Here is a 26,216-nt window from a genome sequence, read left to right on the forward strand (position 1 = left end):
GATCGGTTATTGCGGCGTATCGTCCGCCGCTGCGGCACCCAGCGCCGCATCGAGCGCTGCCGCCTGGCTATTTGCGGCAGGCTGCGTCATCGCAGCGATTTCGGCGGCGGTCGGCGGCGGAACATTGTCAGCGGCAATCGATGCGCGGATGATCCGGGCCGGATTTGCCGGCGGTTCGCCGCGCGGAATGATGTCGACATATTCCATGCCGGACACGACCCTGCCGAACGCGGTATAGTTATGGTCGAGGCCGAGATTGGGCATGAACATGATGTAGAATTGGCTGTTTGCGCTGTTCGGATCGGTCGCCCGCGCCATCGAAACCGTGCCGCGCACATGCGGGAGAGTCGAAAATTCGGCTGCGATATTGGGCAGCTCGGAACCGCCCTGGCCGGTTCCGGTCGGATCCCCGGTCTGGGCCATGAAACCGTCAATCACGCGGTGGAAGATGATACCGTTGTAAAATCCCTGCCGGGCCAGCGTTTTGATGCGTTCCACATGGTTGGGCGCTGCATCTGGCCGCAGGCGGATCGTGACACGTCCGCCGGTCGACAGGTCGAGCAGCAGCGTATTTTCCGGATCGGCGGCTGGCGTCACGCCGGAGGCATAGGTGATGTTGGATGCCGCGCTGACGTCGGTGATGCCATTGTCGTCCTGCGCATGGGCGGTCCCGCCCATGATCAAAGCCAGCAGGGAAAACAGGAATAATTTCAAACGCATACTATCCTCATACATTCGCTCTCGCCGCGTGCATCATGCATCGGCGGATGGATCTCGATATTCCCTTAGCCCAACCAGCTTCCGGCTGAAAGGAGGCTGAACGACGAACCGTTAATCGCCTTTTTTCCCGATCTTTTCCACCCGCGCCTTCATTTCGCTTTCGACAGCCGGGGTCACGAATTTATGGATGTTGCCGCCATACATGGCAATTTCCTTCACCAGCCGCGATGCAATAGGCTGCAACGCCACATCCGCCATCAGGAACAGCGTTTCGATATTGTCGTTGAGCTGCTGGTTCATGCCCGCCATCTGGAATTCATATTCGAAATCCGCAACGGCCCGCAGGCCGCGGACGATAACGGTAGCGCCTTCCCGTTCGGCAAAGTCCATCAGCAAGGAGTTGAAATGTACGACGCGGATATCGCCGTCGCAGGACGCAACTTCGCGTTTCACCGTCTCCAGTCGCTCGGCATCGCTGAACATCGGCGATTTGCTGGGATTGGTGGTCACCCCGATGATCAGCGTGTCGACCAGCTTCGCGCCGCGCCGGATAATATCCATATGGCCCAGCGTAATCGGGTCAAAGGTTCCGGGATACACTCCCACTCTTTTGGCGCTCATCAATGCGTCCTTTCAATCGAGAATCGGGCAATGGCGCGCAGCATGTCTGCCTCGTCGCCAAAGTCCCGCAAATGGTCAATCGCCTGTTCGACGAGCATCTCGGCCTGCTGCCGCGCCCGTTCCAGCCCCAGAAGCGATACAAATGTCGCCTTTCCGGCATCCGCATCCTTGCCGACCCGCTTGCCCGTTTCCTTCTCGTCGCCGGTTTCATCAAGCAGATCGTCGGCAATCTGGAATGCCAGACCGAGATCGCGGGCATAGCCCCGCAAATGGGTCCGGCTTTCGGGCGGGATTCGCGCCATGATACAGGCTGCTTCGAGACAGAAACCGATCAGCGCGCCGGTCTTGAGCTGCTGAAGCCGGGTCACGGCCGGGAGATCCAGTTCGCGATGCTCGGCCTCCAGATCCATCATCTGGCCACCGCCCATGCCGGAAGGCCCGCTGGCCAGCGCAAGCGCGGACATCAGTTCCGCGCGAACAAAGGGATCGCTGTGCGTCGCCTCATCGCCGAGAATTTCAAACGCTAGCGCCAACAGGCAATCGCCGGCCAGCACGGCGGTGGCCTCATCGAACGCCTTGTGCACCGTGGGCTTGCCGCGGCGCATATCGTCATCGTCCATGCAGGGCAGATCGTCGTGAATCAGCGAATAGACATGGATGCATTCCACGGCGAAACCGGCGCGCATCGCGCTGTCCCGATCAACGTTGAAGGCTTCGCACGCAGCAACAACGAGCATAGGCCGCAACCGCTTGCCGCCGCCGATCGCCGCATAGCGCATCGCCTCATAGAGTCTGACGCGGGAATCGCCCGGCACCTTGAGCCAGGTATCGAACAGGATATCGATATCCTTGCCCATGCGCTCGAGCGCGGGCTTGAGGCCGATGGAAACAACCGGCATCGGCTAGGCCGGATCAAGCGGTTCGACGCCGACCGGCTTGCCCTCGGGATCAAGCTGGAGCTTGTCGATCCGCGCCTCGGCAGCCTTTAACCGGGCCTGGCACTGCTGTCGCAGCTTGTCTCCGCGCGCATAGAGTTCGATCGATTCATCGAGCGGGGCTTCCCCGGCCTCCAGCTTGCGGACGATTGCTTCAAGCTCTTCGAGGGCCGCCTCGAAACTGAGCGTGGCAATATCGTTGCTATTATCATCGGTCATAGTGTCGCTATGGGCGAGCGACCAAGCTATGGTCAAGCAAGAGCCTCACGCTATATAAGATTAGACGGGTCCAGTGCACCAACTGCCAAAATCGGGGGAATTAAATCATGCCTACGCAAGTCAATCCGGCTACCGGTGAAGAGGGTGATACCTTCCCCGCCCTGAACGACGACCAGATCGAAGTGAAGCTGGCCAAATCCGTCGAGACTTTTCGCCAATGGCGCAATACCGATTACCAAACACGCACCGACCTGCTGATAAAAATTGCCGACCAGTTTGCCGCGCAGCGCACCACGCTCGCCGCCATCGTTACCAAGGAAATGGGCAAGCCTGTCAAACAGGCGCTCACCGAAATGGACAAATGCGAAAAGGCTTTTCGTTTTTATGCAGAAAATGGCCCGGCCATGCTCGCTCCGACGGAACAGAAACTGGTCAGCGGCCGCTCGGTATCGCACTGGCTTCCCTATGGGCCGGTGCTTGCCGTCATGCCCTGGAACTATCCGTTCTGGCAGGTCGTGCGCTTCATGGCGCCAACGATCATGGCCGGGAATGTCGGCCTGCTCAAACATGCAAGCTCAACGCCCGGATGCGCTGCAGCCCTTGAACAGATTGTTCTCGACGCAGGCGGGCCGGAAGGCCTGTTCCAGAATCTCCATATCAGTTCGTCCAAGGTGGCCGGGATCATCGCCGACGACCGGATCGTCGCGGTCACCATCACCGGCAGCGAATTTGCGGGGCAGAAGGTTGCGGAAGCCGCCGGCTTCAACCTGAAAAAGGTCGTGCTGGAGCTGGGCGGTTCGGACCCGTTCATCGTGATGCCGAGCGCCGACATCGAAAAGGCGGCGACGACCGCCGTTACGGCGCGCCTGCAAAATGCCGGGCAAAGCTGCGTCTGCGGCAAGCGGATGATCGTTCATGAAGATGTCTATGACGCGTTCATGGAAATCTTCGCTGAAGGCGTGAAGACGATAAAGATCGGCGATCCGACCGACGAAATCACGGAAATGGGACCATTGTCGAGCGAAGGCGCGCGCGACGAAATCGCCGAGCAGCTGGAACAGGCCGTGCAACAGGGGGCAACCAAACTGTATGGCGGTGAAATCCCGGACAAGCCCGGCGCCTGGATGACGCCCGCTATCCTTACCGATATTCCCGATGACGCACCAATCGCGCGCGAGGAATTTTTCGGCCCGGTTGCGATGGTGTTCAAGGTCAAGGATTTGGACGAAGCGATCGAGGTCGCGAACAATATTCCCTTCGGCCTTGGTTCAAGTGCCTGGACGAACGATGAGAGCGAAAAGGAACGCTTCATCCGCGACATCGAGGCGGGCATGACGGCGATCAATCAGATGCTGGCCTCCGATCCCTATGCGCCCTTTGGCGGTATTAAGCGCTCCGGTCATGGCCGCGAGCTGGGATCGCATGGCCTGCATGAGTTCATGAACCTGAAGAATGTGATGCTGCCCGAATGAGTGCCCCGGCACTCACCGAGCCTCTCTCCCTGCCCTGCGGAGCAATACTGCCGAACCGCATAGCCAAGGCCGCAATGACAGAAGGCCTGGCGACAGCGGACGGCGTGCCGACTGACGAACTGGAGCGCCTTTACGGCCTGTGGTCTGATGGCGGCGCGGGAATGCTGTTATCCGGCAATATCCAGGTCGATCGCGATCATCTGGAACGGCCCGGCAATGTCGTCATTCAGGGCGAACCCGATGCCGGGCTCCGCTCCCGGCTGGAGCGCTGGGCTAAAACCGCGACCCGGGGCGGAAACCATTTCTGGGCGCAGATCAGCCATGCCGGGCGCCAGACCCAGGCGGCGGTCAATCCGCATCCCAAGGCACCATCGGCGGTTAAGCTTGGCCTACCCGGCGGCCAGTTCGGCGAACCCGTAGCGCTGACGATCGATGAGATTCACGACATTCGCGATCGCTTCGCCATTGCAGCAAAGACAGTGAAAGAAACGGGCTTTACCGGTGCACAGATTCACGCGGCCCATGGCTATCTCCTCTCGTCTTTCCTGTCGCCCCGGGCCAATCAGCGTGACGACATCTATGGTGGATCGCTCGAGAATCGTGCGCGTTTCCTGCTCGAAACCGTCGCGGCGGTGCGTGATGCTGTCGGTCCAGACTTCCCGATTGCCGTCAAACTCAACAGCGCCGATTTCCAGCGCGGCGGCTTTCGGTTCGAAGACAGTTTGCAGGTCGCGCAATGGCTCGGCCAAGCCGGTATCGACCTGCTCGAAATATCGGGCGGAAATTACGAACAGCCCAAGCTGCTCGGCATTGAGGGCATGGAAAGCGAAGAGACGCAGAATGTCGCGCCTTCGACAGCACGCCGCGAAGCCTATTTCGTCGATTTCGCGCTGGCGATGCAGGAGAAAGTCACGGTGCCGCTCATGGTCACGGGCGGTTTCCGCAGCCGCGCGGCGATGGACTATGCGCTGGAAAGCGGCGCTGCCGATATTGTCGGTATCGGCCGCCCCTTCTGCCATATGCCCGATGCCGCGAAACGGCTTTTCGCCGGGCTGGACGCGCTCCCGACACCTGAAGACAATCTCGCCCTCATTCCGGGCTGGCTGGGTTTTCTGAAACGCTTTCAGCTCTTCAAGGCCATTGACGGCTTTGCCACAACCTATTGGTTCTACAGCCAGCTCTACGCGCTCGGCCGTACCGGCAACACTGTACCCGACCGATCAGTATTCGCCGCTTTTCGCGAAGTTGAAGCGACGCACAAACAGCTGATGAAAGAGCGCAGCGAAGGCTGAGTTATTCCTGTTCCTCAGCCCTGAGCGCCTTGCGGTCCAGTTTGCCGATCATCGTCTTCGGCAGCTCCTCGCGGACGACCACCGCATCGACCCGCTCATGCTTGCCGAGCTGCGGGTTCAGCCAGTCGGCCAGCGCCTCTCCCGTAACATCCGCGCCTTTTTCCAGCGTCACGAAAGCCTTGGGTTTTTCGCCGGTATAGGTATCGGGAACGCCGATCACGAGCGCCTCTTTAACCGCCGGATGCCTGTAGAGGATTTCCTCGAGCTGGCTGGGGAAAACCTTGAAGCCCGACACCGCGATCATGTCCTTCAGCCGGTCGACGATGAAGATATAGCCGTCTTCGTCGATCTTGCCGACATCGCCGGTGCGCAGGAAACCGTCATACAATATCTGATCGTCCGCATCGGGCCGGTTCCAATAACCATACATGATCTGCGGCCCGGCGATGACGATCTCGCCCGGCTCCCCGTCCGGGGGCGTCTCATTGGGATCTTCCTTGTCGACCAGCTTGACAATCGTTCCCGCTATCGGTTGGCCAATCGATCCGGTCTTGTTCTCGTCATCATAAGGGTTGCACGAAACGACACCCGAGCTTTCGGTAAGACCATAGCCTTCGACCAGCTTGGAGCCCGTCATCGCCTCAAACTTCGCCTTGGTTTCGGCTGGCAGCGGCGCCCCGCCCGAAATACAAACCCGCAAGGAACTGAAATCGGTCTTCGCCGTCTGCGGATGATCGAGCAAAGCCGTGTACATGGTCGGTACGCCGGGCAGCGCGGTTGCCTTGGTCCGTTCGATCGCCTTCAGCGCCTGCGCCGCGTTCCAGCGCGGCAGCATGATGATCTCGCCGCCGCGCAGCACGGTGCGGTTAAGCACGGTGGCATTGGCGAAAACATGGAAGAAGGGCAGCACGCCCATGATCCGGTCTTCCGCTTCGGGTTCCGGGTCCAGGGCCTGTATCTGCCGCGCATTGGCGGTGATATTCTGATGCGTGAGCATCGCGCCCTTGGGCGTGCCTGTGGTACCGCCTGTATATTGGATGAGCGCGACATCCTTGCGCGGGTCGATTGGAACGCGGCCGCAATCGCCTTTATTGTCGACCAGTTCGCTGAACGGGATGACATCGCGGCGCTTGGGTATATCTACCGACTCCCCGCCCTTGAACACGCGGAACATGAGGGATTTGGCGAGCGGCAAAGCCTCGACCACGGTGCCGACGATCAGCTTTTCGAGCGAGCTGTTGTCGAGTACTTCCAGCGCCGTCGGCAACAGCGCCTTTGCCGACAAGGTGAACAGTATTTTAGTGCCCGAGTCCTCAACCTGATGGGCCAGCTCGTCGACGGTGTAGAGCGGCGAGAAATTGACAACCGTCGCACCCATTTTCATCGCGCCATAATAGGCGGCCAGATAATGCGGCACATTGGGCAGGAATATCCCCACCCGGTCGCCCTTTTTTACACCCAGCTTCTGCAGGCCGCGGGCAACGCGATTCACGCCCAGGCGGACATCAGCATAGCTGTATTTCCGGCCCATAAAGTCGGCCAGATAGGCGTCAGGATGCGCCGCGGCGCTGTTCGCAAACATTTGCGGTACGGTGAGCGGCGCGAAGCTCCGGTCCCAAGGCTCGGGGTGCCGGTATTTCTTGCGCCAGATGTCAGGAATTTCAACCATAATCGCCCTATAGCAAGGCTTTACGACAATTCAAATTACTGACAGGATTGTAAGTAAAATCGCCGGTTTCTAGTCGTCTTTCTTTCGAAATAGCTCTTCCGCGCCCTCGGGGAGCTGTTTGGCGGGCGTATTCTCGGCGGGCATATCAGGCCAGCCGCCCGGCGTTGCTTCGTCTTCCGTCTCGGCAGCCGGTTCCGCAGTTTCGCCAGCCGCTTCTGCGGCTTCCGCAGCCAGAGCCGCCTCGGCCTCGGCGGCCGCTACGCGGCGTTCATTGCGCAGCTCTTCGATCAGCGCTTCGCGGTCGCCTTCCATCGTTTCGTCCTTCGGCGCCTCGATACCGGCTTTCTTGGCCGCTTTCTCCACAACCGCATCCAGTTCGCGCTGCGAACACAGGCCCAGCGTCACCGGGTCCTTGGGAACGATCTCGACGATGTTCCAATGCGTCCGGTCGCGGATCGCGTGAATCGTGTTGCGCGTCGTGCCGATCAATTTACCAACCTGCGCATCCGAAATTTCCGGGTGGTTGCGGAGCAGCCATGCGATGCCGTCCGGCTTGTCCTGACGCTTGGAAACCGGCGTGTAGCGCGGCCCTTTTGTCCGACGCACCTGTTCCGGACCCCTGAGCATTTCCATGCGGTAATCGGGGTCGGCCTGGGCCTTTTCGATCTCTTCCATCGTCACTTCATGGGCGGCGACAGGATCGCGGCCAGTGAGCTTGGTGGCTGCCGTATCGTCGGCAATCGCCTGCACTTCGAGAATATGCAGACCGCAAAAATCCGCGATCTGCTCAAAGGAAAGCGCGCTGTTGTCGACCAGCCAGCTGGCGGTTGCGTGCGGCATCAGGGGGTGGGACATGATAGGCTCCGGATAATAAAAGGGCCGCCCCTCACGGGACGGCCGAATATGGCATCTATTTAGGCGAACCGGGCCGTAAGAGCAATAGCGGCTCTGCGCTTCCCGGTTCCGGCAACCCTCAGGCCGCTTTGTCAAATTCCCGGATGATCGGAACGAGCGCGCTCAGAAATTCCCGCGCGCTGCGTTCCCAGCTGAACAGCGCGCCATAGCGGGCACAGGCGCAACGATCCCGGGTCAATGCTCCGGCAATCGCGGCATCGAGATCGGGGTCGAGACAGGCGACCTCGCTGTTGAGGACATCCAGCGGGCCGGAAACCGGATAGGCGGCAACCGGCGTTCCCGACGCGAGCGCTTCGATCATCACCAGTCCGAACGTATCCGTCCTGCTGGGAAACACGAAAGCATCGGCGCCGGCATAGGCCCCCGCCAGCGCCGGGCCCGACAAGGCTCCGAGAAAAAGCGCCTCCGGATGGCGACGCTGAAGGGCGGTGCGCGCCGGTCCATCCCCGACAACCACTTTCGATCCGGGATGGCGGCACCCGAGAAAGGCCTCGATATTCTTCTCGATCGCCACCCGGCCGACATACAGCATCACCGGCCCGGGCAGATCGGCAAGGGCGGGATGCGGCGGCGCGCCCGGCGAGAAGCTGGCGAGGTCGACGCCCCTGCCCCATGGCGCAACATGGGTGATCCCATGAACCCGCAACTCGCGCCGGATCGAGTCGGTCGCCGTCAGGACGGCACTCGACGGCGCGTGGAAACGGCGCATCAGGGGCCATATCCAGTCGGCCGGCAAACCGGTGCGCTTGGACACATAATCGGGAAATTGCGTGTGATAGGCGGTGGTAAAGGCCAATCCATTGCGCCGGCACCAGCGCCGTGCGGCAAAACCCAACGGGCCTTCGGTCGCGATATGGATGGCGTCGGGCGCGATACGCATCAGCGCCGCCCCCAGCTGCTCGGCCGTAACGAGCGCCAGCCTGATCTCCGAATAGGTCGGACAAGGGAGCGAATAGAACTGGTCAGGCGAGAAGACATGCACGTCGTGCCCCATCTTTTCGAGCTCGCGGCGGACCGACTGGAGCGTGCGGACCACGCCGTTGATCTGGGGTTCCCAGGCATCGGTAACAATCGCAATCCGCATGATCCCGTCCTTTGTGATAAAATGGGCTAGGCCGCCTCCGACATGCGGGCAGCCTCCGCATTCCGCGTCGCCACTTCCTCCGCCCAGTGGAGTATCTCCATCCGCCCGTCGAAATGTTCGACCAGCGCAGTACAGCCCTCGACCCAGTCACCGTCGTTAAAATATTCGATGCCTTTGATGTCCCGGATCTCGGCGGTGTGGATATGGCCACATACGACCCCGTCCACGCCCCGTTTGCCGGCCTCCTCGGCAACGACTTCCTCGAATTTGGAGATGAATTCGACCGCGTTTTTCACCTTGTGCTTGGCGTGTTTCGAGAGCGACCAGTAAGGCATGCCGAAGCGCCTGCGGGCCGCGTTGACCCAGCGATTGAGCGCCATCAGCATCGCATAGGCAAAATCCCCGACATGGGCGAGCCAGCGATGCGAGAGCATGATCGCGTCAAACTCGTCGCCATGCAGAACGAGCAGTCGGCGGCCATCGGCGGTTTCATGGATCGCCTTGCGCCGGATCTCGACCTTGCCGAAATCGAGGCCGGTGAACTGGCGGAACATCTCGTCGTGATTTCCGGGAATGTAAACAATCCGTGTGCCGCGCCGCGCGCGTTTCAGCACGCGCCAGATCACGTCATTATGCCCGGGCGGCCAGAAGAACTTCTTCTTCATTCGCCAGCCGTCGATAATATCGCCGACCAGATACATGGTCTCGCTGTCCGTATTGTCGAGAAAATCGATCAGCAGTTCGGCGTTGCAGCCTTTGGTGCCGAGATGGATATCGGACACCCAGATGGTGCGAAAACGCCGGCGTCGCCGGTCGGGCTCCGGCCCGGAAACCTGCCGGTTCGAAAGATTGAAAATCGCCGCGTCTATGAGAAAATCCTGCGGGGTATCCATGACAAACCTCATCGGTCGTTCCGCCTGGAAGCCTATGGCGATTCATTGTTACAGCTAAACGACGGGCCGAAATTTTTTCGGATGCGCCAGGCAGTCCGCGCGTTTGCCGGCTCCATCGGGCCCTTGCCATAAGGCAAGCGCCCCGCCTCGCCTCTCAGATTTCCAGAATGATCTTTCCGATATGTGCGCCCGCCTCCATCCGCGCATGGGCCGCAGCGGCATCGATCAGCGGGAAGCTCTGATCCATCACCGGACGCAGCTTGCCCTGTTCGACGAACGACCAGGCATTGCGCTCGATCTCTTCGGCGAGCAGGCCCTTGAACTCCACCGAACGCGCCCGCAATGTCGATCCGGTGAGCATCAATCGTCGGCTCATCACCTGCGCCATGTTGATGGTCGCTTCGAGCCCGCCCTGAACCGCGATCGTCACATGGCGGCCATCTTCCTTCAGGCATTGGAGATTGCGCGCGACATAGTCACCGGCAACCATGTCGATCACGATCTCCACCCCCGCGCCGTCGGTTAAGCGCTTTACTTCCTCGACGAAATCCTGGGATTTATAGTTGATTGCATGGGTCGCGCCGATCTCCTGCGCGGCAGCGCATTTCTCGTCGCTGCCACAGGTCACGATCACGGTCAGGTCGAACAGCTTGCCCAGCATGATCGCCATCGAACCGATCCCGCTTGTGCCGCCATGGACCAATACGGTCTCGCCCTCGCGCGCATAGGCGCGCTCGAACAGATTGTGCCAGACGGTGAAGAGCGTTTCGGGCAAGGCCGCCGCCTCCTGCATCGACAGCGCCTCCGGGACGCCCAGGCACTGGACGATGGGCGCCGCGCAATATTCGGCATAGCCACCGCCGGAAACCAGCGCGCATACCGACTGGCCCAGCACTGCATCTTCCACGCCTTCGCCAAGGGCAACAATCTGGCCGGCAATTTCCAGCCCCGGAATAGACGGCGCGCCGGGCGGCGGCGGGTAAAAGCCCTTGCGCTGGACAATATCGGGCCGGTTGACCCCTGCTGCCGCCACTTTCACGAGCACTTCGCCAGGGTCCGGCTGTGGTACGGGACGGACAACGGCTTGCAGAACCTCCGGTCCTCCCGGATTTTCCATATCGATAGCAGTCATTTGATCTGGCACCGCGGCCATGATTATCCCCTGTCCATGTACGCGAATTTGAGCGGCCATATTGACAGCCGGGGGTCGAGCGTCAACGTTACAGTCATGGATTTGGACGAACTTTTCGCCAAAACGCCCGGCGATCCTCTCACACTGTTGTGCAAGGAGGATCTCGACCCATATTCCGTTGAGGAACTGGAAACGCGAATTGACGCACTTGAAGGTGAAATTGCCAGGGTAAGGACCAAGCTGGACGGCGCGATCACCCATCGCAAAGCAGCCGACGAGCTGTTCAAACGATGAGGCAATGGACGAAAACCTCGCCTCAATCGGCAGATTTTCGGCCCTTTCCCGCCAAAAATATTCCTTTTGTTAACTTTTTCGTTAACCATTCCCATATAGGATATACCGCGTCTCAGCTGTGTAGAGACCGGCAAGGAGTTAACTAATGCCCTCTTTTGCTCGTGAACTGGAACAAACGCTGCATAATGCGCTCGCGGAAGCCGCGAACCGCAAACATGAATATGCAACGCTCGAACATCTGCTGCTCGCGCTGACCGATGACGATCACGCCGCGCAGGTGATGACGGCCTGCGGCGTCGAAATTTCGGAGCTCCAGGAAGCCGTGGGCGTCTATCTCGACAATGAGCTGGAAGCGCTGCGTATCGAGGGCACGACCGATCCGTCGCCGACCAGTGGTTTCCAGCGTGTGGTGCAACGCGCTATTCTTCATGTGCAGTCTTCAGGCCGCGACGAGGTGACCGGGGCCAATGTGCTGGTTGCCCTGTTTTCCGAGCGCGAGAGCTATGCCGTCTATTTCCTCCAGCAGCAGGATATGAGCCGTCTCGATGCGGTGAGCTTTATCTCGCATGGCGTCGGCAAGGGTGAAACCGGCAGTGAGAGCCGGGAAATCAGTGGCGCGGACGATGAAGAGCAGCCGGAGCAAAAGCCCGGCGGCAAGAAGAAGAATGAAAGCGCGCTCAAACAGTTCTGCGTCAATCTTAACGAGAAAGCGCAAGCCGGAAAAATCGATCCCCTGATCGGCCGAGCCGTCGAGGTCGACCGGACAGTGCAGATTCTCTGCCGCCGATCAAAAAACAATCCGCTTTATGTGGGCGAACCCGGTGTCGGCAAAACCGCCATCGCCGAAGGCCTGGCGCGGCGTATCGTGGAAGAAGATGTTCCCGAAGTGCTGCTTCCGGCTGTGATCTACGCGCTGGATATGGGGGCGCTGCTCGCCGGTACGCGCTATCGCGGCGATTTCGAGGAACGGCTGAAGGCCGTCGTCAACGAGCTTGAAAAACTGCCCGATGCAGTCCTGTTCATCGATGAAATTCATACTGTGATCGGTGCGGGCGCAACATCGGGCGGCGCGATGGATGCCTCGAACCTGCTCAAGCCAGCGCTTTCCAGCGGCACGATCAGGTGTATCGGTTCGACGACCTACAAAGAGTTCCGCAACCATTTCGAGAAGGACCGGGCCTTGCTCCGGCGCTTCCAGAAGATCGACGTCAACGAGCCGTCGACCGAAGATACGATCAAGATCCTCCAGGGCCTGCGCCCCCATTATGAGGAGCACCACAACGTCAAATATACGGCCGATGCGATCAAGGCCGCGGTTGAGCTGTCCTCCCGCTATATCAATGACCGCAAACAGCCGGACAAGGCCATCGATGTGATCGACGAAACCGGGGCCAGCCAGATGCTGGTCGCGCCGTCAAAGCGCCGCAAAATGATCACGCCGAACGAGATCGAACAGGTAATCTCGATGATGGCCCGGATCCCGCCGAAACAGGTGTCGACCAACGACAAGCAGGCCCTCGAAACCCTTGAAACCGATCTGAAACGGGTCGTGTTCGGCCAGGATCTGGCTATCGAGACGCTTTCGTCCGCGATCAAATTGTCGCGCGCCGGCCTGCGCGAGCCGCACAAGCCGATCGGCAATTACCTGTTCACCGGCCCGACGGGCGTAGGCAAAACGGAAGCCGCGCGGCAGCTTGCCTCGATCATGGGGATCCCGCTCGAGCGGTTCGACATGTCCGAATATATGGAACGGCACAGTGTGTCGCGCCTGATCGGCGCGCCTCCGGGTTATGTCGGTTACGATCAGGGCGGCCTTCTCACCGATGCCGTAGACCAGCACCCCCATTGCGTGCTGCTGCTCGACGAAATCGAGAAAGCCCATCCGGACCTCTTCAACGTCCTGTTGCAGGTTATGGATAACGGCAAGCTCACCGATCATCACGGCAAGACCGTCGATTTCCGCAATGTCGTGCTGATCATGACGACCAATGCCGGGGCCGCCGACATGGCGAGCGAAGGCATCGGCTTTGGCGATATCTCTCGTGAAGATGCGAGCGAGGAAGCGGTGAAAAAGATGTTCACCCCTGAATTCCGCAACCGCCTCGATGCGATTGTTCCGTTCGGCTATCTGCCGCCGGCCGTGGTCGCCCGCGTTGTCGACAAATTCATTCTCGAGCTCGAACTGCAGCTTTCCGACCGCGAAGTTCATATCCGGCTCGACGATGAGGCGAAGAACTGGCTGACCGAGCGCGGCTACGACAAGTTATACGGTGCCCGCCCGATGGGCCGCCTGATCCAGGAGAAGGTCAAACAGCCGCTCGCCGAGGAACTGCTGTTCGGTAAACTCGTCAATGGCGGTGAGGTGGACGTGACGGTGAAGGACGACACGCTCGACTTCCTGCTCACCCCTGCCCCGCCCAAGCGCAAGCCGCCGAAGAAGAAAAAGAAAAAAACGCCCGAAGCCGAAGTGTAGCGAAAGTTCAGGCGGCAAGAGGCTTTATGGCCTGTCGCCGCTGATCTCTTCGAGCATGTCCGGCGGCTCGTCGTAAAAATCCACCCGCATTTCGACCGGTCCGAGCGGTTCGACGAAATGGAGCTGTTCGGGCAGGATGGTCGTGCTGTGGCCGGCCTCCAGAACCAGCGCCTCCCCTGTTTCCGAGACAGTATAGCGCAACGCGCCGGACAGGACGTTGAGCCTCCCCCATGCGCCCGCTTTCAGACTGTGGTCGCGGCGCAGGGCGGATGGCAGGCTGTTTTCATCGAATATTGGCGTCGATCGATACGGCTTGGCGGGCATTGCCGGTCAACCCGTAAGCGTCAGCGCGCTGATCAGGCCAATGCAGATTGCGAAAAAGGCAAACAATATCGGCACGGTCAGAATCTGGGCGGCGGCCGCGCCATAGCCCAACGGCCCGGTTGCCGTTTCGACGGGGCCTGAGTGCACGGCCCCTGCTCCCTGCTCCGGCCGATGGTTACGCGCAACCCGGCTCATAACGATCGCCGTGCCGAAAAACATGACGGTGTAACAAACGCTGATGATCACCATGCCGAGCGCGTCGAATGTTCCCCCGACCGTCAGCGCGAGCGACCCGAAGAACACGCCATAGCTCAGGAACATGATTGCCCAGATCGAACCCGGAAGGTCGAAGGTGCGGGCCTCGTGTGTCGGACCCCGCCGCCCTTCCCGGGCTTCCTGCACTTCCACGCCATCGGCGCCGGTCGCTGCGGCAACATCGATTTCATCCATCAACACGGTTTGTCTCCCCAACCAATTGCGAACTCATATCCTTCAGCCCCGATCGCTGGACCTCGATGCCCATCAACAGGCTTTCGGCAATCCGGGCGGCGCGTTCCTGGAAAAACATGCGCGCGGCTTCGCCTGGGACGACGGCATCGAGCGTCGCCGAGAACAGGTTCAGCCAGGCTTCGAAATGGTGACGTTCGAGCGTACCGATGGCGATATGCTTGACCATGGGATTGCCGTGAAAGCGGCCGGACTCGAGGGCGATCGAAGCCCAGAAATCCTTCATCCGGGAAAGATGCGCCGGCCAGTCTGCAATTTTGCTCTCGAAAATCGGGCCCAGCAGCGGATCGCGGCGAATGGCGGCGTAAAAGCTCTCGACAAGAGTCGAAATCAGCGCATCGTCTATGCCGATACGGGCCGCATGTTCGGCTTTGTCCCGCCGCGCGGATATTGCATATTCGGTCGTTGTACCCATTGCCGACTCCTAAACATGTATTTCATATACTTGTTTAGCGTCCTTGTCGGTAAAAACAATATATAATATGCCTGTTTCATGAGAATGACCGTACAGACGGACTATGCCCTGCGCGTGTTGATGCAGCTGGCGGTAACCGGCGAGCAGCGCACGATCGACGAGATCGCGCAAGCCTATGGCATCTCACGCAACCATGTGATGAAAGTCGTCCAGCGCCTGGCAACGCTCGGCCTTGTCCACAGCCAGCGCGGGCGCAATGGCGGCCTGCGCCTTGCCCGGCCGGCGGACGAGATCAATGTCGGCGCACTGGTCCGCCAGATGGAAGACACCAGCCAGTTCGTCGAATGTTTCGACAGTGGAACCAACCATTGCGTGGTTACGCCCGCCTGCGGCCTGAAACATGCTTTAAGCGGTGCAGTAGAGCAATTCCTTGTTCATCTGGACAGGTTTACAGTCGCAGATCTGGTACGAAAGCCGGTGGATTTCGGGCAGCTACTTGGCGAAGAGAATCTTGCCCTCTGAACAGCGCAACTGATCGGGCTGGTATGATTGTTCTTTGTGTAGTATTCACATAATACACTATGGCGGATGACGACCTATCTTTCCCGCGGAAAAGCTATGACGACCGCCAATCGCGGTTGATCGGTCCCTATGCAGACGATCCGGCATTCGATCCCTATTATCGGCGCAATCCCGAGCACCGCATCGACGCGCGTACGTTTGAGCAGCCAGAGCCAGACCTCACTTGCCATGATTTTGTGTTCGGCGACCCGGACGATGCCGAATATGCGGAGGACTATGACGGAGACTATGGGCCGCCGCTTCCCCCGCGCCGGAAACGCCGCTGGCTGATCCTGAAATGGGCGCTCCGGGCCTTTGCGATCTTCCTGTTCCTGCTGATCGCCTGGCTGGCGATCTTCGCGCCCGTTTCACGCACCGCCCAGCCGCTGGTTCCGCCACCGATGATCCTCCAGGCCTCCAATGGCACGCCCATTGCGCGGATGGGGCCGGTGATGGACAGGCCGGTCGAGATTGCCGAACTCCCGCCTCATGTTGTGCACGCCTTTCTCGCCATCGAAGACCGGCGGTTCGAAGAGCATTGGGGAATCGACCCGCGCGGCATCGCCCGGGCGCTCTGGACGAACCTCACATCCAGCACGCGACACGGCGGCAGCACGATCACCCAGCAGCTTGCCAAGCTCACCTATCTCAGTTCGGACCAGACCCTGTTCCGCAAGGCGCAGGAAGTGCCGATAGCCCTGTGGCTCGAAATCTGGCTGACGAAGGATCAAATCCTCGAACGCTATCTGTCGAACGCCTATTTCGGCGACAATGTCTACGGGCTGCGCGCCGCATCGCTCCACTATTTCTACCGTCACCCCGAGAATCTGACGCTGACCCAGGCGGCGATGCTGGCCGGCCTTGTCCGCGCGCCCTCCCGCCTTGCGCCGACCAGTAACCTGGAAGGCGCGCAGGAACGCGAGCGCGTCGTTCTCGCCGCGATGGTCGATGCCGGTTATCTGACGCAGGAAGAGGCGGATGCCGTTCCCCTCGCAACGGTCGACCACCGCCCGCCCCCGCCCATGCCGCGCGGCAGCCATTTCGCCGAATGGGTGCAGGAGGAAGCACGGGCGGCCTATGGAATCGGTTATGAGAGCCTGGAAATACCGACCACGCTGGACTGGGATCTCCAGACGCTGGCCGAGCGCGTAACCCGGAGCAACGTTCCGGCGGGCGCGCAGATCGCCATGGTCGCCATGCGTACGGATGGCGAGGTCGTGGCGATGGTCGGCGGGCGCGATTATGCGACATCGCCGTTCAATCGCGCCACCCAGGCCACCCGCCAGCCGGGATCGACCTTCAAGCTGTTCGTCTATCTGGCCGCCCTGCAAAGCGGCATGACGCCGGAAACGCTGGTCGATGACAGCCCGATCGAAACCGGCGAATACCGGCCCGTAAACTCCGGCGGGCGCTATCGCGGGGAGATCACGCTGCGCGAAGCCTTTGCCCGGTCGAGCAATGTCGTGGCCGTCCGCCTGTACCAGCGGCTGGGTAGCGAGGCGATCGCCGAGGCCGCCCGCACCCTGGGCGTGGAGCGCGAATTTCCCGCCAATGCGAGTGTCGCTCTGGGCAGCGGCGAGATGACCCTGCTTGAGCTGACTACAGCCTATGCCGCCGTCGCCAATGGCGACACGCCAGTTGTGCCCCATGGCATCACCCGGGGGCGCCGCGGCTTTTTCGAATGGCTGTTCGACAGGCGCCCGGTGATCGCCAGTCGCCACCGCGAGCAATTGCTCGATATGCTTGGCGCGGTCATCAGCGAGGGCACCGGCAACGCCGCGCGCCTCTCGATCCCTGCATTCGGCAAGACGGGAACCACGCAGGACAGCCGCGACGCGCTGTTTGTCGGTTTTGCGGGCGATCTCGTCGTCGGCATCTGGATCGGCAATGACGATAACAGCCCTCTTGGCCAGGCCAGCGGCGGCGGAGCCCCCGCCCGCATCTGGCGCGCCTTTATGAGCGGCGCCATCGCCAATGCCGCTCCAAGGGCACAGCCGCGGCCTGCCCCACCGCCCGAAGAACCGGAATCCGCCGATGTCGATGTAGCGATCAAGCCCGATGGCAGCATTGAGATCGACACGCCGATCGGCGGCGCGCGCATTACCATCGAAGGCGACACTGTGGATGTCGCTCCCAATGCAGAGACACGCCGCCGACTGGACGAACTGGAGCGGATGGGCGAGCCAGACAAAGAGCCGCCTGCCGAATAGCGCCAACCCCGGCCATCAGGAAATCTTCGCAACGGGTCAGAGCCCCTTCGCGATAGGGAATCCCCTTTCCCCGCGCGCAATTTCGCGACAGTTGCAAAATACCGACCGGTTGGTATGTTGACTGCAATGATCCCGAATCAGCCTTTCCGCCCCGCCCCGGTCACGGCGCGCGACAAGCTGCTGGAAGCGGCTGTCAAACTCATCCGTTCGCAAGGCTATGCCGGCACATCGGTCGAGCAGCTCTGTGTCGAGGCCGGCGTTACGAAAGGCGCCTTCTTCCACCATTTCTCCTCGAAGGAAGCGCTGGGCGTCGCCGCCGCCGAATATTGGTCGGCCAGCACCGGGCAGTTTTTCGCCAACGCCCCCTATCACCAGCTCGAAGACCCGGTGGAGCGGGTGCTCGGCTATATCGATTTGCGGATTGCGTTGATTGGCGGACCGGTCGAGACGTTTAGCTGTGTCGCCGGAACTATGGTACAGGAAGCGTTCCGGACCAGCGCCGCCATTCGCGCCGCCTGCGAAGCGAGTATCGCCGGGAACGCCGCCGCGCTGGAATCGGATATCGAGGCTGCACTGGTTCAGTGCGGCATCGACGATGTGAAGGCATCGAGCCTCGCCCTGCATGTCCAGACAGTCATTCAGGGAGGCTTTGTGCTCGCCAAGGCGGGCGGCGGAGCGGACATGGCCCGCGACGCACTGATCCACCTCAAACGCTATTTCGAAATGCTGTTCAAAAGAGGAGAAAGCTGATGTCCTATATTGATGGTTTCGTCATCGCCTGCCCCACCGACAAGAAGCAGGCCTTTATCGATCATGCGCAAACGGCCGACGGCGTCTTCCTGGACATGGGCGCGACGCGCATCGTGGAATGCTGGGGCGACGATGTTCCCGAAGGCAAAACGACCGACTTTCGCCACGCTGTGAAGGCCGAAGACGGCGAATCCGTTATCTTCTCCTGGATCGAATGGCCGGACAAGGAAACGCGCGACGCGGGCATGGCGAAGATGGAAGAGATGATGAGCGATCCCGAAAATGCCGACCCCCGGATGGACCCGGAAAAGAACCCGATGCCTTTCGATGGCAGCCGTTTGATCTTCGGAGGGTTCGCTCCCGTCGTGACCCTTGAAAAGTAGACAAAGAGGACAGGAGGTAAACTATGCCCGACAAGCATGGCGATTTTATCTGGTATGAATTGATGACGAGCGACGCCGAGGCAGCGAAGGCATTTTACAGCACGCTGATCGGCTGGACGAGCGAAGCATCCGGCCAGCCGGACATGCCTTACCACCTCTTCTCGATGGGGAAGACGCAGGTCGCCGGGATGATGGCGCTGACCGACGAGATGAAACAGAACGGCGCCCGGCCCTGCTGGCTTGGCTATATCGCGGTCGACGATGTCGATGCGACTGCCGGAACGATCAAGAGCGCGGGCGGTTCGGTGCATATCCCGCCGACCGATATTCCCGAAATAGGCCGTTTCGCGATGGTATCCGACCCGCAGGGCAGCCATTTCTATATCATGCGAGGCGTATCGGACGAAAACAGCCAGAGCTTTGCCGCCCAAGAGCCGCGCGACGGCCATTGTGCGTGGAACGAGCTGATGACGAGCGACCAAAGCGCGGCAATGGATTTCTACACCGGCCAGTTCGGTTGGAAGAAGGACAGCGAAATGGATATGGGCCCAATGGGCAAATACGAGATGCTTCGCCAGAACGACTTCCTGATCGGCGCAATGATGACCAAGCCGGATGAAGTGCCGGTGTCCATGTGGTCCTTCTATTTCCGCGTGCCGGATATCGACGCAGCCGTGGAAACAACGCGAGCGAATGGCGGACAGGTCACGCTTGAACCGTCCGAAATTCCCGGCGGCGAATTTCAGATGAACGGCATCGACCCGCAAGGCGCAGCCTTTGCGCTGATCGGAAAGAGGGGCGCATAATGCCGGACGATAGCACGAAGATCGCGCCCTGCCTCTGGTTCGACGGCAAGGCCGAAGAAGCCGCGAATTTCTACGTCTCCATCTTTCCGGATTCCTCCGTGAACGCGATCAACCGCTCGGCAACCGACTGGCCGGAGGGCAAGGCCGGCGATGTCATTACCGTTGAATTCACGCTGCTGGGGAACGCCTTTCTCGGATTGAATGGCGGCCCTGCATTCCGGTTCAACGAGGCCGTCTCCTTCCAGGTCTATACGGACAATCAGGAAGAGACCGACCGATACTGGAACGCCCTGATCGCCGATGGCGGTGCGGAAAGCGCCTGCAGCTGGTGCCGGGACAAATACGGTCTGCACTGGCAGATCGCCCCGCGCGCCTTGATGGCCGCCATCAGCAATCCCGACCACGCGGCGGCCAAGCGCGCCATGGAAGCGATGATGACGATGACCAAGATCGATATCGCTGCGATCGAGGCCGCGGTGAACGGCGCGTGATGAAACTCTACGGACACACTTTCTCGTCCTACAGCTGGAAAGGACTAATCCCTTTCTATGCCTGTGATATTCCCTTCGAATTCCGGATGATCGACCAGGACAATCCCGCTAATGCAGCTTTCGTCCAGCAAGCGCACCCGGCGGGAAAGTTCCCGGTGCTGCGCGACGACGGCACGGTAATCGTCGAGGCGACCGCCATCATTGAATATCTCGCGGCAACGCAGGCGAAGGGGGCGGGCCTGATCCCGGCCGAACCGCGCGATGCGGTGACCGTGCGGATGCTCGACCGGGTCTTCGACAATTATGTCATGGGGACGGCGCAGCTGTCGGTGAACGCGCATATCACCGACGCCGACAATCCTGACCCGGCCATGATCGAAGCCGCCAGTACGGGGCTGCTTCGTGCTTATCGCTGGATCGAAAACTGGCTCGGCGAGAATATATTTCCTGCCCATGTCTCCCTCGCGACCTGTGCAGCGGCACCGTCGCTTTTCTATGCCGACTGGGTCGAGCGCATCCCCGAAGATTGTCCGCGCCTCGCCGCTCTGCGTGCCGAGCTGCTGGCGCTGCCTTCGGTCAGCCGATGCGTAGAGGACGCCCGGCCCTATCGTTCCTATTTCCCCCTCGGCGCGCCGGACAGGGACTGAACCGAAAATGGACAATATTCATGACTGAGGCTCCTTTTGAACTCTCTACCTCCATCTTTATCGATGCGCCGCCAGACAAGGTCTGGAACGTGCTCGTCAATCGCATGGAGGAATGGTGGTGCCCCAAGCCCTGGAACGCCAACGTCACCACATTGGACCGGCGTGCCGGTGGCGGCTTCGCGCTGACAATGTACGGCCCGAACGGCGAGGAAATGCCCAATGAGGGCATTTTTCTGGAATGGACCGAGGGCAAACGCTTCGTTACGACCGACGCGGTAAATGCCGAGCTCGAGCCGAACGGTCCCTTCATGATCGGTTTCTGGGAAATCGAACCGGAAGGCGATGGCACGCGCTATACGGGCCGCGCCCGGCACTGGACCGAAGAGGCGATGAAGCAGCATGAGGAAATGGGCTTTGCCGACGGATGGGGCACCGTTGCCAAACAGCTCAGGCAATTGTGCGAATCCGATTGACCTCGCAGCCGTTGTTCCTATTTTGTTCGCAATTGCCGATTCGGGAGAATAATTAATGACGGACCTGATATTCTACACCAACCCCATGTCGCGCGGGCAGATCGTCCGCTGGATGCTTGAAGAGGTCGGTGCGCCCTATGAGCAGGTGCTGCTCGATTATGAGACAACGATGAAGGGCGACGAGTTTCTCGCCATCAACCCGATGGGCAAAGTTCCTGCAATCAAACATGGCGACGCCGTTGTCACCGAATGCGCGGCCATATGCGCCTATCTAGCCGACAGCTTTCCCGAGGCCGAATTGGCCCCGACGGCCGATGAACGCGCGGATTACTATCGCTGGCTTTTCTTCGCATCCGGCCCGGTCGAACAGGCCGTAACAACCCGGATGCTCGGCGCGGAACCGACCGAGGATCAGCAGCGCTCGGCCGGTTTTGGATCCTACGATCTTGTCATGGATGCGCTCGAGGCTGCGCTGGAAGGTCGCGACTATATTTGCGGCGACCGATTTACGGCCGCCGACGTCTATGTCGGCAGTCAGGTGGACTGGGGTCTGCTGTTTGAGAGTTTTCCCAAACGCCCGGTATTTGAGACCTATGCCAGCCGTCTGCGCGAGCGCGAGGCGTACAAACGGGCCAAGGAAATCGATACGGCGCTGATGCCCGAGCAGCCGACGGCGGCCTGATCTCTGAGCCCAAAGAAAAGGCCCGGCAGGTTTCCCCGCCGGGCCTTCGCTCTCGCAACTGTAAAACAGTCCTATTCGCGGCCGCCCATGAAATTGAGCAGGAACAGGAACATGTTGATGAAGTCGAGATAGAGGTTGAGCGCCCCCATGATGACCGTTTTGCCCATCATGTCCGTGCCCGCCACATAGGCGTACATCGATTTGATCTTCTGCGTGTCATAGGCGGTGAGCCCAGCGAAGATCAGTACACCGATGCCGCTGATGACAAAGCCCATCGCTTCGGACTGCAGGAAGATGTTGATCACCATCGCCACGATCAGGCCGACAACGCCCATGATCAGGAAGGTGCCCCAGCCGCTGAGATCCTTTTTCGTCGTGTAACCCCAGAGGCTGAGGCTGACGAACGCAGCGGATGTCGCGAAGAAGGTCTGCGCGATGGATGTGCCGGTATAGCGCAGGAAGATCGTCGACAGGGAAAGCCCCATGACGACCGAGAAACCCCAGAAACAAGCCTGTAGCGCACCGGTAGACAGGCGGTTGATGCCGAAGCTCATCACCAGGATGAAAGCGAGCGGCGCGAGCATGATAACCCAGCTCAGCAGACCGCCAGCCATGATAATCGTCGCCGCCGGCGATTCTATACCACCGCGGGCGAACAACATCGCCACAACGCCCGTGAGCAGGATACCCGAAGCCATATAATTATAGACTTTGAGCATATAAGACCGAAGACCGGCGTCGAACGCGACGTCGCGTGCGCCAGTATCAAGCCTGCCCTGAGCTTGGCCTTGAAGGCCGGAATTCTGATCAGACCAGTTAGCCATTTGAACGCATCTCCTTGCATGACCGGCATAAACTGCCGATTTCCAGACAATATCGGGTATTCACGCCGCATTTTCAAGGTCAATCGACCCTAACAATGGGTAAGAAAATTGCTTATCTCGCAGGACCATGCACCGCCTGTTCGTCGCCATCCGCCCGCCGCACGCCATTCGCGAACAATTGCTCGATTTGATGCATGATATCGCTGCGGCCCGCTGGCAGAGCGACGATCAGCTGCACCTGACGCTGCGCTTTATCGGCAGCGTCGAACGTCCGATGGCCGAAGATATCGCCACCGCGCTCGGCCAGACTCGCGTGCAGCCGTTCGAAATTGCGCTGAACGGCGTCGGATCATTCGAAAAAGGCGGCAAGTTGACCGCGCTATGGGCTGGTATTCGGGCACTGGACGATCTCAAACGACTGCGTGACAAGATGGAGAGCGTATTTCGAGCGCTGGGCCTGGAGCCCGACCACCGGGCCTTCCTGCCGCATATCACCATCGCGCGGCTGAACGGTTCCACAGGCCCGATCGGCAATTTCATGCAGGACAATCTCGGTTTGACGAGCGAGCCCTTCGTCGTCGACCATTTCGATCTGATCGAGAGCTTTCTCGGCCCCGCTGGTGCGCGATACGAGAGCGTTGCCCGCTATCCGTTCGGCTAGAGCGCCGATCCGCGTCCCAGTCTTTCCAGCAGAGCCACCGCACCGGCCATTATCTCCGCCCAGCTAGCCGCAAAGTCGGCCTCTTCGCCATAATAGGGATCGGCGACATCCTGCCCTTCCCGGCCCGCGACATGATCGAAGAACAGCGAAAGCGCGGCGGTCGCCGTGCCGGGCCTGAGCGATGCCAGATCCCCGAATACAGATCGGTCCATAGCAATAACCTGATCGAAGCGATCAAAATCCTGCGCCGCAATCAGGCGCGCCTGCTGCCCCGAGATATCCACGCCGCTGGCCAGCGCCGCGGCCCGGGCACGGCGATCCGGCGCGTCGCCGACATGCCAGCTCCCGGTTCCGGCCGAATCGACGACAATGTCCATTCCCCGCTGCTCGCTGACATGGCGCATCGCACCTTCGGCCATCGGCGAGCGGCATATATTGCCAAGGCACACGAACAGGATCGAATGGGGCATTATCCGGAAATCCTCTTAAAGTTTTGCCATTGCCGCTGACGCTGTTACACCAAAAAGAAAACCATAAAAGTGGGACACTTGATGACAGAATCGATTGACGCGTGCGACGGCGCGGAAGCGGGCGTGCGGCCATCGCCCGGTGACGAGGTTCAGGAACATAAAGCGACCGGCTACAGCTGGTATGTCCTCGGTATTCTCGTCATCGTCTACATTCTCAATTTCGTCGATCGCAATATCCTCTCAATCCTGGCGGAAGACATTAAGAGCGATCTGGGCCTCACCGATGATCAGCTCGGCTTTCTTTACGGCACGGCCTTCGGCGTGTTTTACGCCTTGTTCGGCATCCCACTCGGCAAGCTGGCTGACAGTTGGCACCGTATCAGGCTCATGACTGTGGGCCTCACTATCTGGTCGGCGATGACCGCTTTTTCGGGCTTTGCGAAGAATTTCACGATGCTGAGCTTCGCCCGGATTGGCGTCGGCGTGGGCGAGGCGACCGCCAGCCCGGCGGCCTATTCGCTGATATCCGACTATTTTCCAAAGAAAATGCGGGCCACCGCGCTCGCCATATATTCGTCCGGTCTTTACCTCGGCGCGGGCGTATCCCTGCTCATCGGCGGCAAGATCGTCGAATGGTGGAATGCCGCCTATCCGGTAGACGCGCCCTTCGGCCTCGCCGGCTGGCAGGCCGCTTTCATCATCGTCGGGCTACCGGGCATCTTGCTTGCAATGCTGGTCTTCACCCTGCGTGAACCGCTGCGCGGGCAAGCAGAGGGTTTGCCCTCACCTCCTCCCAAAGATCCGTTCCGCGGGTTCCTGGCCGAGCTGTTTGCGATAATCCCGCCCTTCACGATCATCGCGGCGGCGAGAGCCGGAACTAAGACCCTGATCTTCAACCTGGGGGGTGCCGCCATCATATCGGCCATCGCTTATGCGTTGATCCTTGTTACCGGCAACGCACAGCAATGGATTGCCATCGCGATCGGCTATTATGCGGTATTCTCCTGGGCATCCTCGCTGCGCGAGCGGGATCCGCCAGCCTTCAAGCTGATCTGGGGCAATACGGCGTTCCTGACGACTATCCTCGGCTATGGCATGGTTGCGTTCCTGTCTTATGCCGCCTCTTTCTGGGGCCCTCCCTATGCGATCCGCGAAATTGGCGTATCCCCAAGCGAGGCCGGTTGGTGGCTGGGCGGACCTGGCGCGGTGGCAGGCTTCCTGGGCGTGATTATGGGCGGGCGGATGGCTGACTGGCTGCGCCAGCGCAATCCCGCCGGACGCTTGCTGGTGGTGATGTTCGGGCTCACTGCTCCCGCTCTCCCCCTCATATTTGCCTTTACGTCGCAGGATCCGATGACCTTTTATATATTGAGCTTTTTCCTGACCTTTACGGCCAGCTCCGCGCTGGGGGCGGCGGCTGCAACGTCGCAGGATCTCGTGCTGCCACGGATGCGCGGGACGGCAACCGCAACCTTCTTCCTGTCGACAACGCTGATCGGGCTGGCGCTCGGGCCGTATATGGCCGGACAGGTGTCGGCGGCAAGCGACAGCCTGTCGACCGGCGTGCTCAGCCTGCTTGTCGCAGTTCCGATCGGCCTGGTCCTGCTGTTTGTTGCCTACCGGACAGTTCCTGAGGCAGAGCGCACTCTTGTCGAACGGGCGCGCGCAGCCGGAGAGAATGTCTAGGTCAAAGTATCGGTTCGATCACCCCGCAGGCGATACGCGGGCCGGCATCGCCAGCCGGGTCGCTGCGATAGTCGTCCGGCCCGGCATGGATCATCAGCGCAGCTCCGTCTTCGTCGAGCAGCGGCGCGCGTCCCTGGTCGATCCGGCCACCGATGATTATCACTTCAAGCAGCCCCATCCCGTCCTGCCCGACAATCAGGTTCGGCATGTCGCCCATATGCTGGCCGGCCGGATTGTCCCGGCCATGTTCGCGGCCGAGCGGATTCCAGTGCCCGCCAGCACTGGTGAAACCGGGGACTTCGCATCGGCCGGTCATGTGGATATGCGCAGCCATCACGCCGGGCGCCATGTCCTCGGCGCGCAAGACGAGGCGGATTCCCTGATCCAGCTGGACCAATACGGCATCGCCGCGCACCGCTCCGGAAGCATCGCGCAACACCGCCTCGGCTCTCTCAACAGGCGGTGCTGGCGTGGGCGCGGGTTCTTCCGCCATCGGCGCACAGGCCGCGAAAGTGACAGGCGACAGGATCGCCAGAGCAAAAGATGGTGCGCGCATGATGATTCCCCTCGTGATAACGCTCTTGATGGAAACAAGGACCGTCCGGCT

General features: G+C 60.4%; 30 protein-coding genes. 15 read left to right on the forward strand and 15 right to left on the reverse strand.

From position 1 onward, the window contains the following. Positions 1 to 6: 6 nt before the first annotated feature. The 4 genes from DFR46_RS04980 to DFR46_RS04995 form a co-directional block, all read right to left on the reverse strand. Positions 7 to 720 (reverse strand): peptidylprolyl isomerase, encoded by a 714-nt coding sequence (locus DFR46_RS04980; RefSeq protein ID WP_116237162.1) that lies wholly within the window; start codon positions 718 to 720, stop codon positions 7 to 9. Positions 721 to 831: 111 nt separating this feature from the next. Beyond that, a complete protein-coding gene (coaD, locus tag DFR46_RS04985; protein WP_116235443.1) occupies positions 832 to 1,341 on the reverse strand; it encodes a pantetheine-phosphate adenylyltransferase in 510 nt (169 codons plus the stop codon). Next, positions 1,341 to 2,240, reverse strand: coding sequence for a polyprenyl synthetase family protein (locus DFR46_RS04990; protein ID WP_116235444.1), 900 nt, complete (start codon positions 2,238 to 2,240; stop codon positions 1,341 to 1,343). Before DFR46_RS04990 ends, coaD begins: the two co-directional genes overlap by 1 nt. A gap of 3 nt (positions 2,241 to 2,243) precedes the next feature. Then, positions 2,244 to 2,495, reverse strand: coding sequence for an exodeoxyribonuclease VII small subunit (locus DFR46_RS04995; RefSeq protein ID WP_116235445.1), 252 nt, complete (start codon positions 2,493 to 2,495; stop codon positions 2,244 to 2,246). Positions 2,496 to 2,602: 107 nt separating this feature from the next. Here DFR46_RS04995 and DFR46_RS05000 point away from each other — a divergent pair, with 107 nt between their 5' ends. Further along, positions 2,603 to 3,967 (forward strand): NAD-dependent succinate-semialdehyde dehydrogenase, encoded by a 1,365-nt coding sequence (locus tag DFR46_RS05000; RefSeq protein ID WP_116235446.1) that lies wholly within the window; start codon positions 2,603 to 2,605, stop codon positions 3,965 to 3,967. Further along, the gene (locus tag DFR46_RS05005) at positions 3,964 to 5,259 is read left to right on the forward strand and encodes an NADH:flavin oxidoreductase/NADH oxidase family protein (RefSeq protein ID WP_116235447.1); all 1,296 of its coding nucleotides are present in this window, start codon (positions 3,964 to 3,966) and stop codon (positions 5,257 to 5,259) included. Before DFR46_RS05000 ends, DFR46_RS05005 begins: the two co-directional genes overlap by 4 nt. Before the next feature lies 1 nt (position 5,260). On the opposite strand, the gene DFR46_RS05010 is transcribed toward DFR46_RS05005, so the two are convergent. The 5 genes from DFR46_RS05010 to DFR46_RS05030 form a co-directional block, all read right to left on the reverse strand. After that, positions 5,261 to 6,928, reverse strand: coding sequence for a long-chain-fatty-acid--CoA ligase (locus tag DFR46_RS05010; protein WP_116235448.1), 1,668 nt, complete (start codon positions 6,926 to 6,928; stop codon positions 5,261 to 5,263). 69 nt (positions 6,929 to 6,997) lie between these two features. Then, positions 6,998 to 7,768: a DUF1013 domain-containing protein gene (locus DFR46_RS05015; protein WP_116235449.1), complete on the reverse strand. Its 771-nt coding sequence runs from the start codon at positions 7,766 to 7,768 to the stop codon at positions 6,998 to 7,000. 133 nt (positions 7,769 to 7,901) lie between these two features. Continuing rightward, on the reverse strand, positions 7,902 to 8,927 hold the full coding sequence (locus tag DFR46_RS05020) for a glycosyltransferase family 4 protein (protein WP_116235450.1): 1,026 nt from the start codon (positions 8,925 to 8,927) through the stop codon (positions 7,902 to 7,904). 26 nt (positions 8,928 to 8,953) lie between these two features. Next, the gene (locus DFR46_RS05025) at positions 8,954 to 9,820 is read right to left on the reverse strand and encodes a UDP-2,3-diacylglucosamine diphosphatase (protein ID WP_116235451.1); all 867 of its coding nucleotides are present in this window, start codon (positions 9,818 to 9,820) and stop codon (positions 8,954 to 8,956) included. Positions 9,821 to 9,974: 154 nt separating this feature from the next. Continuing rightward, positions 9,975 to 10,973 (reverse strand): NAD(P)H-quinone oxidoreductase, encoded by a 999-nt coding sequence (locus DFR46_RS05030; protein WP_116235452.1) that lies wholly within the window; start codon positions 10,971 to 10,973, stop codon positions 9,975 to 9,977. Positions 10,974 to 11,048: 75 nt separating this feature from the next. On the opposite strand from DFR46_RS05030, the gene DFR46_RS05035 reads away from it, so the two are divergent. Next, positions 11,049 to 11,246 carry a DUF1192 domain-containing protein gene (locus DFR46_RS05035; protein ID WP_116237163.1) on the forward strand — a complete coding sequence of 66 codons (198 nt, stop codon included), beginning with the start codon at positions 11,049 to 11,051 and terminating at the stop codon, positions 11,244 to 11,246. A 145-nt stretch (positions 11,247 to 11,391) separates the two neighbouring features. Further along, complete coding sequence (gene clpA / locus DFR46_RS05040; RefSeq protein ID WP_116235453.1) at positions 11,392 to 13,719, forward strand: ATP-dependent Clp protease ATP-binding subunit ClpA; 2,328 nt, start codon at positions 11,392 to 11,394, stop codon at positions 13,717 to 13,719. Between the two features lie 24 nt (positions 13,720 to 13,743). Here clpA and DFR46_RS05045 read toward each other — a convergent pair whose 3' ends face one another. Genes DFR46_RS05045 through DFR46_RS05055 form a run of 3 tightly spaced genes read right to left on the reverse strand, consistent with a single transcriptional unit; the run spans position 13,744 to position 14,965 of the window. Continuing rightward, positions 13,744 to 14,043, reverse strand: coding sequence for a TehB-like domain-containing protein (locus tag DFR46_RS05045; RefSeq protein WP_116235454.1), 300 nt, complete (start codon positions 14,041 to 14,043; stop codon positions 13,744 to 13,746). 6 nt (positions 14,044 to 14,049) lie between these two features. Then, complete coding sequence (locus tag DFR46_RS05050; protein WP_147297620.1) at positions 14,050 to 14,499, reverse strand: hypothetical protein; 450 nt, start codon at positions 14,497 to 14,499, stop codon at positions 14,050 to 14,052. Continuing rightward, positions 14,486 to 14,965, reverse strand: a complete 480-nt coding sequence (locus DFR46_RS05055) for a group III truncated hemoglobin (protein WP_245953689.1) — start codon at positions 14,963 to 14,965, stop codon at positions 14,486 to 14,488. The genes DFR46_RS05050 and DFR46_RS05055 overlap by 14 nt, the downstream gene beginning before the upstream one ends. A gap of 78 nt (positions 14,966 to 15,043) precedes the next feature. Here DFR46_RS05055 and DFR46_RS05060 point away from each other — a divergent pair, with 78 nt between their 5' ends. The 9 genes from DFR46_RS05060 to DFR46_RS05100 all read left to right on the forward strand — a co-directional run bounded on the left by DFR46_RS05060 (position 15,044) and on the right by DFR46_RS05100 (position 21,968). After that, positions 15,044 to 15,487: an RrF2 family transcriptional regulator gene (locus tag DFR46_RS05060; RefSeq protein WP_116235456.1), complete on the forward strand. Its 444-nt coding sequence runs from the start codon at positions 15,044 to 15,046 to the stop codon at positions 15,485 to 15,487. Positions 15,488 to 15,546: 59 nt separating this feature from the next. Next, positions 15,547 to 17,736: a transglycosylase domain-containing protein gene (locus tag DFR46_RS05065; protein ID WP_116235457.1), complete on the forward strand. Its 2,190-nt coding sequence runs from the start codon at positions 15,547 to 15,549 to the stop codon at positions 17,734 to 17,736. 126 nt (positions 17,737 to 17,862) lie between these two features. Further along, complete coding sequence (locus DFR46_RS05070; RefSeq protein WP_116237165.1) at positions 17,863 to 18,486, forward strand: TetR/AcrR family transcriptional regulator; 624 nt, start codon at positions 17,863 to 17,865, stop codon at positions 18,484 to 18,486. Then, on the forward strand, positions 18,486 to 18,869 hold the full coding sequence (locus DFR46_RS05075) for a DUF1428 domain-containing protein (protein WP_116235458.1): 384 nt from the start codon (positions 18,486 to 18,488) through the stop codon (positions 18,867 to 18,869). Before DFR46_RS05070 ends, DFR46_RS05075 begins: the two co-directional genes overlap by 1 nt. A 23-nt stretch (positions 18,870 to 18,892) precedes the next feature. Next, entirely contained in the window at positions 18,893 to 19,675 is a 783-nt protein-coding gene (locus tag DFR46_RS05080) for a VOC family protein (protein ID WP_116235459.1), read from the forward strand. After that, complete coding sequence (locus tag DFR46_RS05085) at positions 19,675 to 20,166, forward strand: VOC family protein (RefSeq protein WP_116235460.1); 492 nt, start codon at positions 19,675 to 19,677, stop codon at positions 20,164 to 20,166. The genes DFR46_RS05080 and DFR46_RS05085 overlap by 1 nt, the downstream gene beginning before the upstream one ends. Continuing rightward, positions 20,166 to 20,813 (forward strand): glutathione S-transferase family protein, encoded by a 648-nt coding sequence (locus tag DFR46_RS05090; RefSeq protein ID WP_116235461.1) that lies wholly within the window; start codon positions 20,166 to 20,168, stop codon positions 20,811 to 20,813. Before DFR46_RS05085 ends, DFR46_RS05090 begins: the two co-directional genes overlap by 1 nt. Before the next feature lie 20 nt (positions 20,814 to 20,833). Beyond that, positions 20,834 to 21,286 carry an SRPBCC domain-containing protein gene (locus DFR46_RS05095; RefSeq protein ID WP_116235462.1) on the forward strand — a complete coding sequence of 151 codons (453 nt, stop codon included), beginning with the start codon at positions 20,834 to 20,836 and terminating at the stop codon, positions 21,284 to 21,286. A gap of 55 nt (positions 21,287 to 21,341) precedes the next feature. After that, positions 21,342 to 21,968: a glutathione S-transferase family protein gene (locus DFR46_RS05100; RefSeq protein ID WP_116235463.1), complete on the forward strand. Its 627-nt coding sequence runs from the start codon at positions 21,342 to 21,344 to the stop codon at positions 21,966 to 21,968. A gap of 71 nt (positions 21,969 to 22,039) precedes the next feature. Here DFR46_RS05100 and DFR46_RS05105 read toward each other — a convergent pair whose 3' ends face one another. After that, on the reverse strand, positions 22,040 to 22,792 hold the full coding sequence (locus tag DFR46_RS05105) for a Bax inhibitor-1/YccA family protein (protein ID WP_116235464.1): 753 nt from the start codon (positions 22,790 to 22,792) through the stop codon (positions 22,040 to 22,042). A 127-nt stretch (positions 22,793 to 22,919) separates the two neighbouring features. Between DFR46_RS05105 and thpR the strand changes: the two genes are divergently transcribed. Further along, positions 22,920 to 23,453, forward strand: a complete 534-nt coding sequence (gene thpR / locus DFR46_RS05110) for an RNA 2',3'-cyclic phosphodiesterase (protein ID WP_116235465.1) — start codon at positions 22,920 to 22,922, stop codon at positions 23,451 to 23,453. Here the strand turns inward: thpR and DFR46_RS05115 are convergent. Further along, positions 23,450 to 23,923 (reverse strand): low molecular weight protein-tyrosine-phosphatase, encoded by a 474-nt coding sequence (locus DFR46_RS05115; protein WP_116235466.1) that lies wholly within the window; start codon positions 23,921 to 23,923, stop codon positions 23,450 to 23,452. The two genes, thpR and DFR46_RS05115, sit on opposite strands and share 4 nt — an antisense overlap. A gap of 81 nt (positions 23,924 to 24,004) precedes the next feature. Between DFR46_RS05115 and DFR46_RS05120 the strand changes: the two genes are divergently transcribed. Further along, positions 24,005 to 25,609: a spinster family MFS transporter gene (locus DFR46_RS05120; RefSeq protein WP_116235467.1), complete on the forward strand. Its 1,605-nt coding sequence runs from the start codon at positions 24,005 to 24,007 to the stop codon at positions 25,607 to 25,609. A 1-nt stretch (position 25,610) separates the two neighbouring features. Here the strand turns inward: DFR46_RS05120 and DFR46_RS05125 are convergent, their stop codons facing one another. After that, complete coding sequence (locus tag DFR46_RS05125; protein ID WP_116235468.1) at positions 25,611 to 26,165, reverse strand: superoxide dismutase family protein; 555 nt, start codon at positions 26,163 to 26,165, stop codon at positions 25,611 to 25,613. Between the last annotated feature and the right edge of the window lie 51 nt (positions 26,166 to 26,216).

The organism is Parasphingopyxis lamellibrachiae, assembly GCF_003385775.1.
GTDB classification, from domain to species: domain Bacteria; phylum Pseudomonadota; class Alphaproteobacteria; order Sphingomonadales; family Sphingomonadaceae; genus Parasphingopyxis; species Parasphingopyxis lamellibrachiae.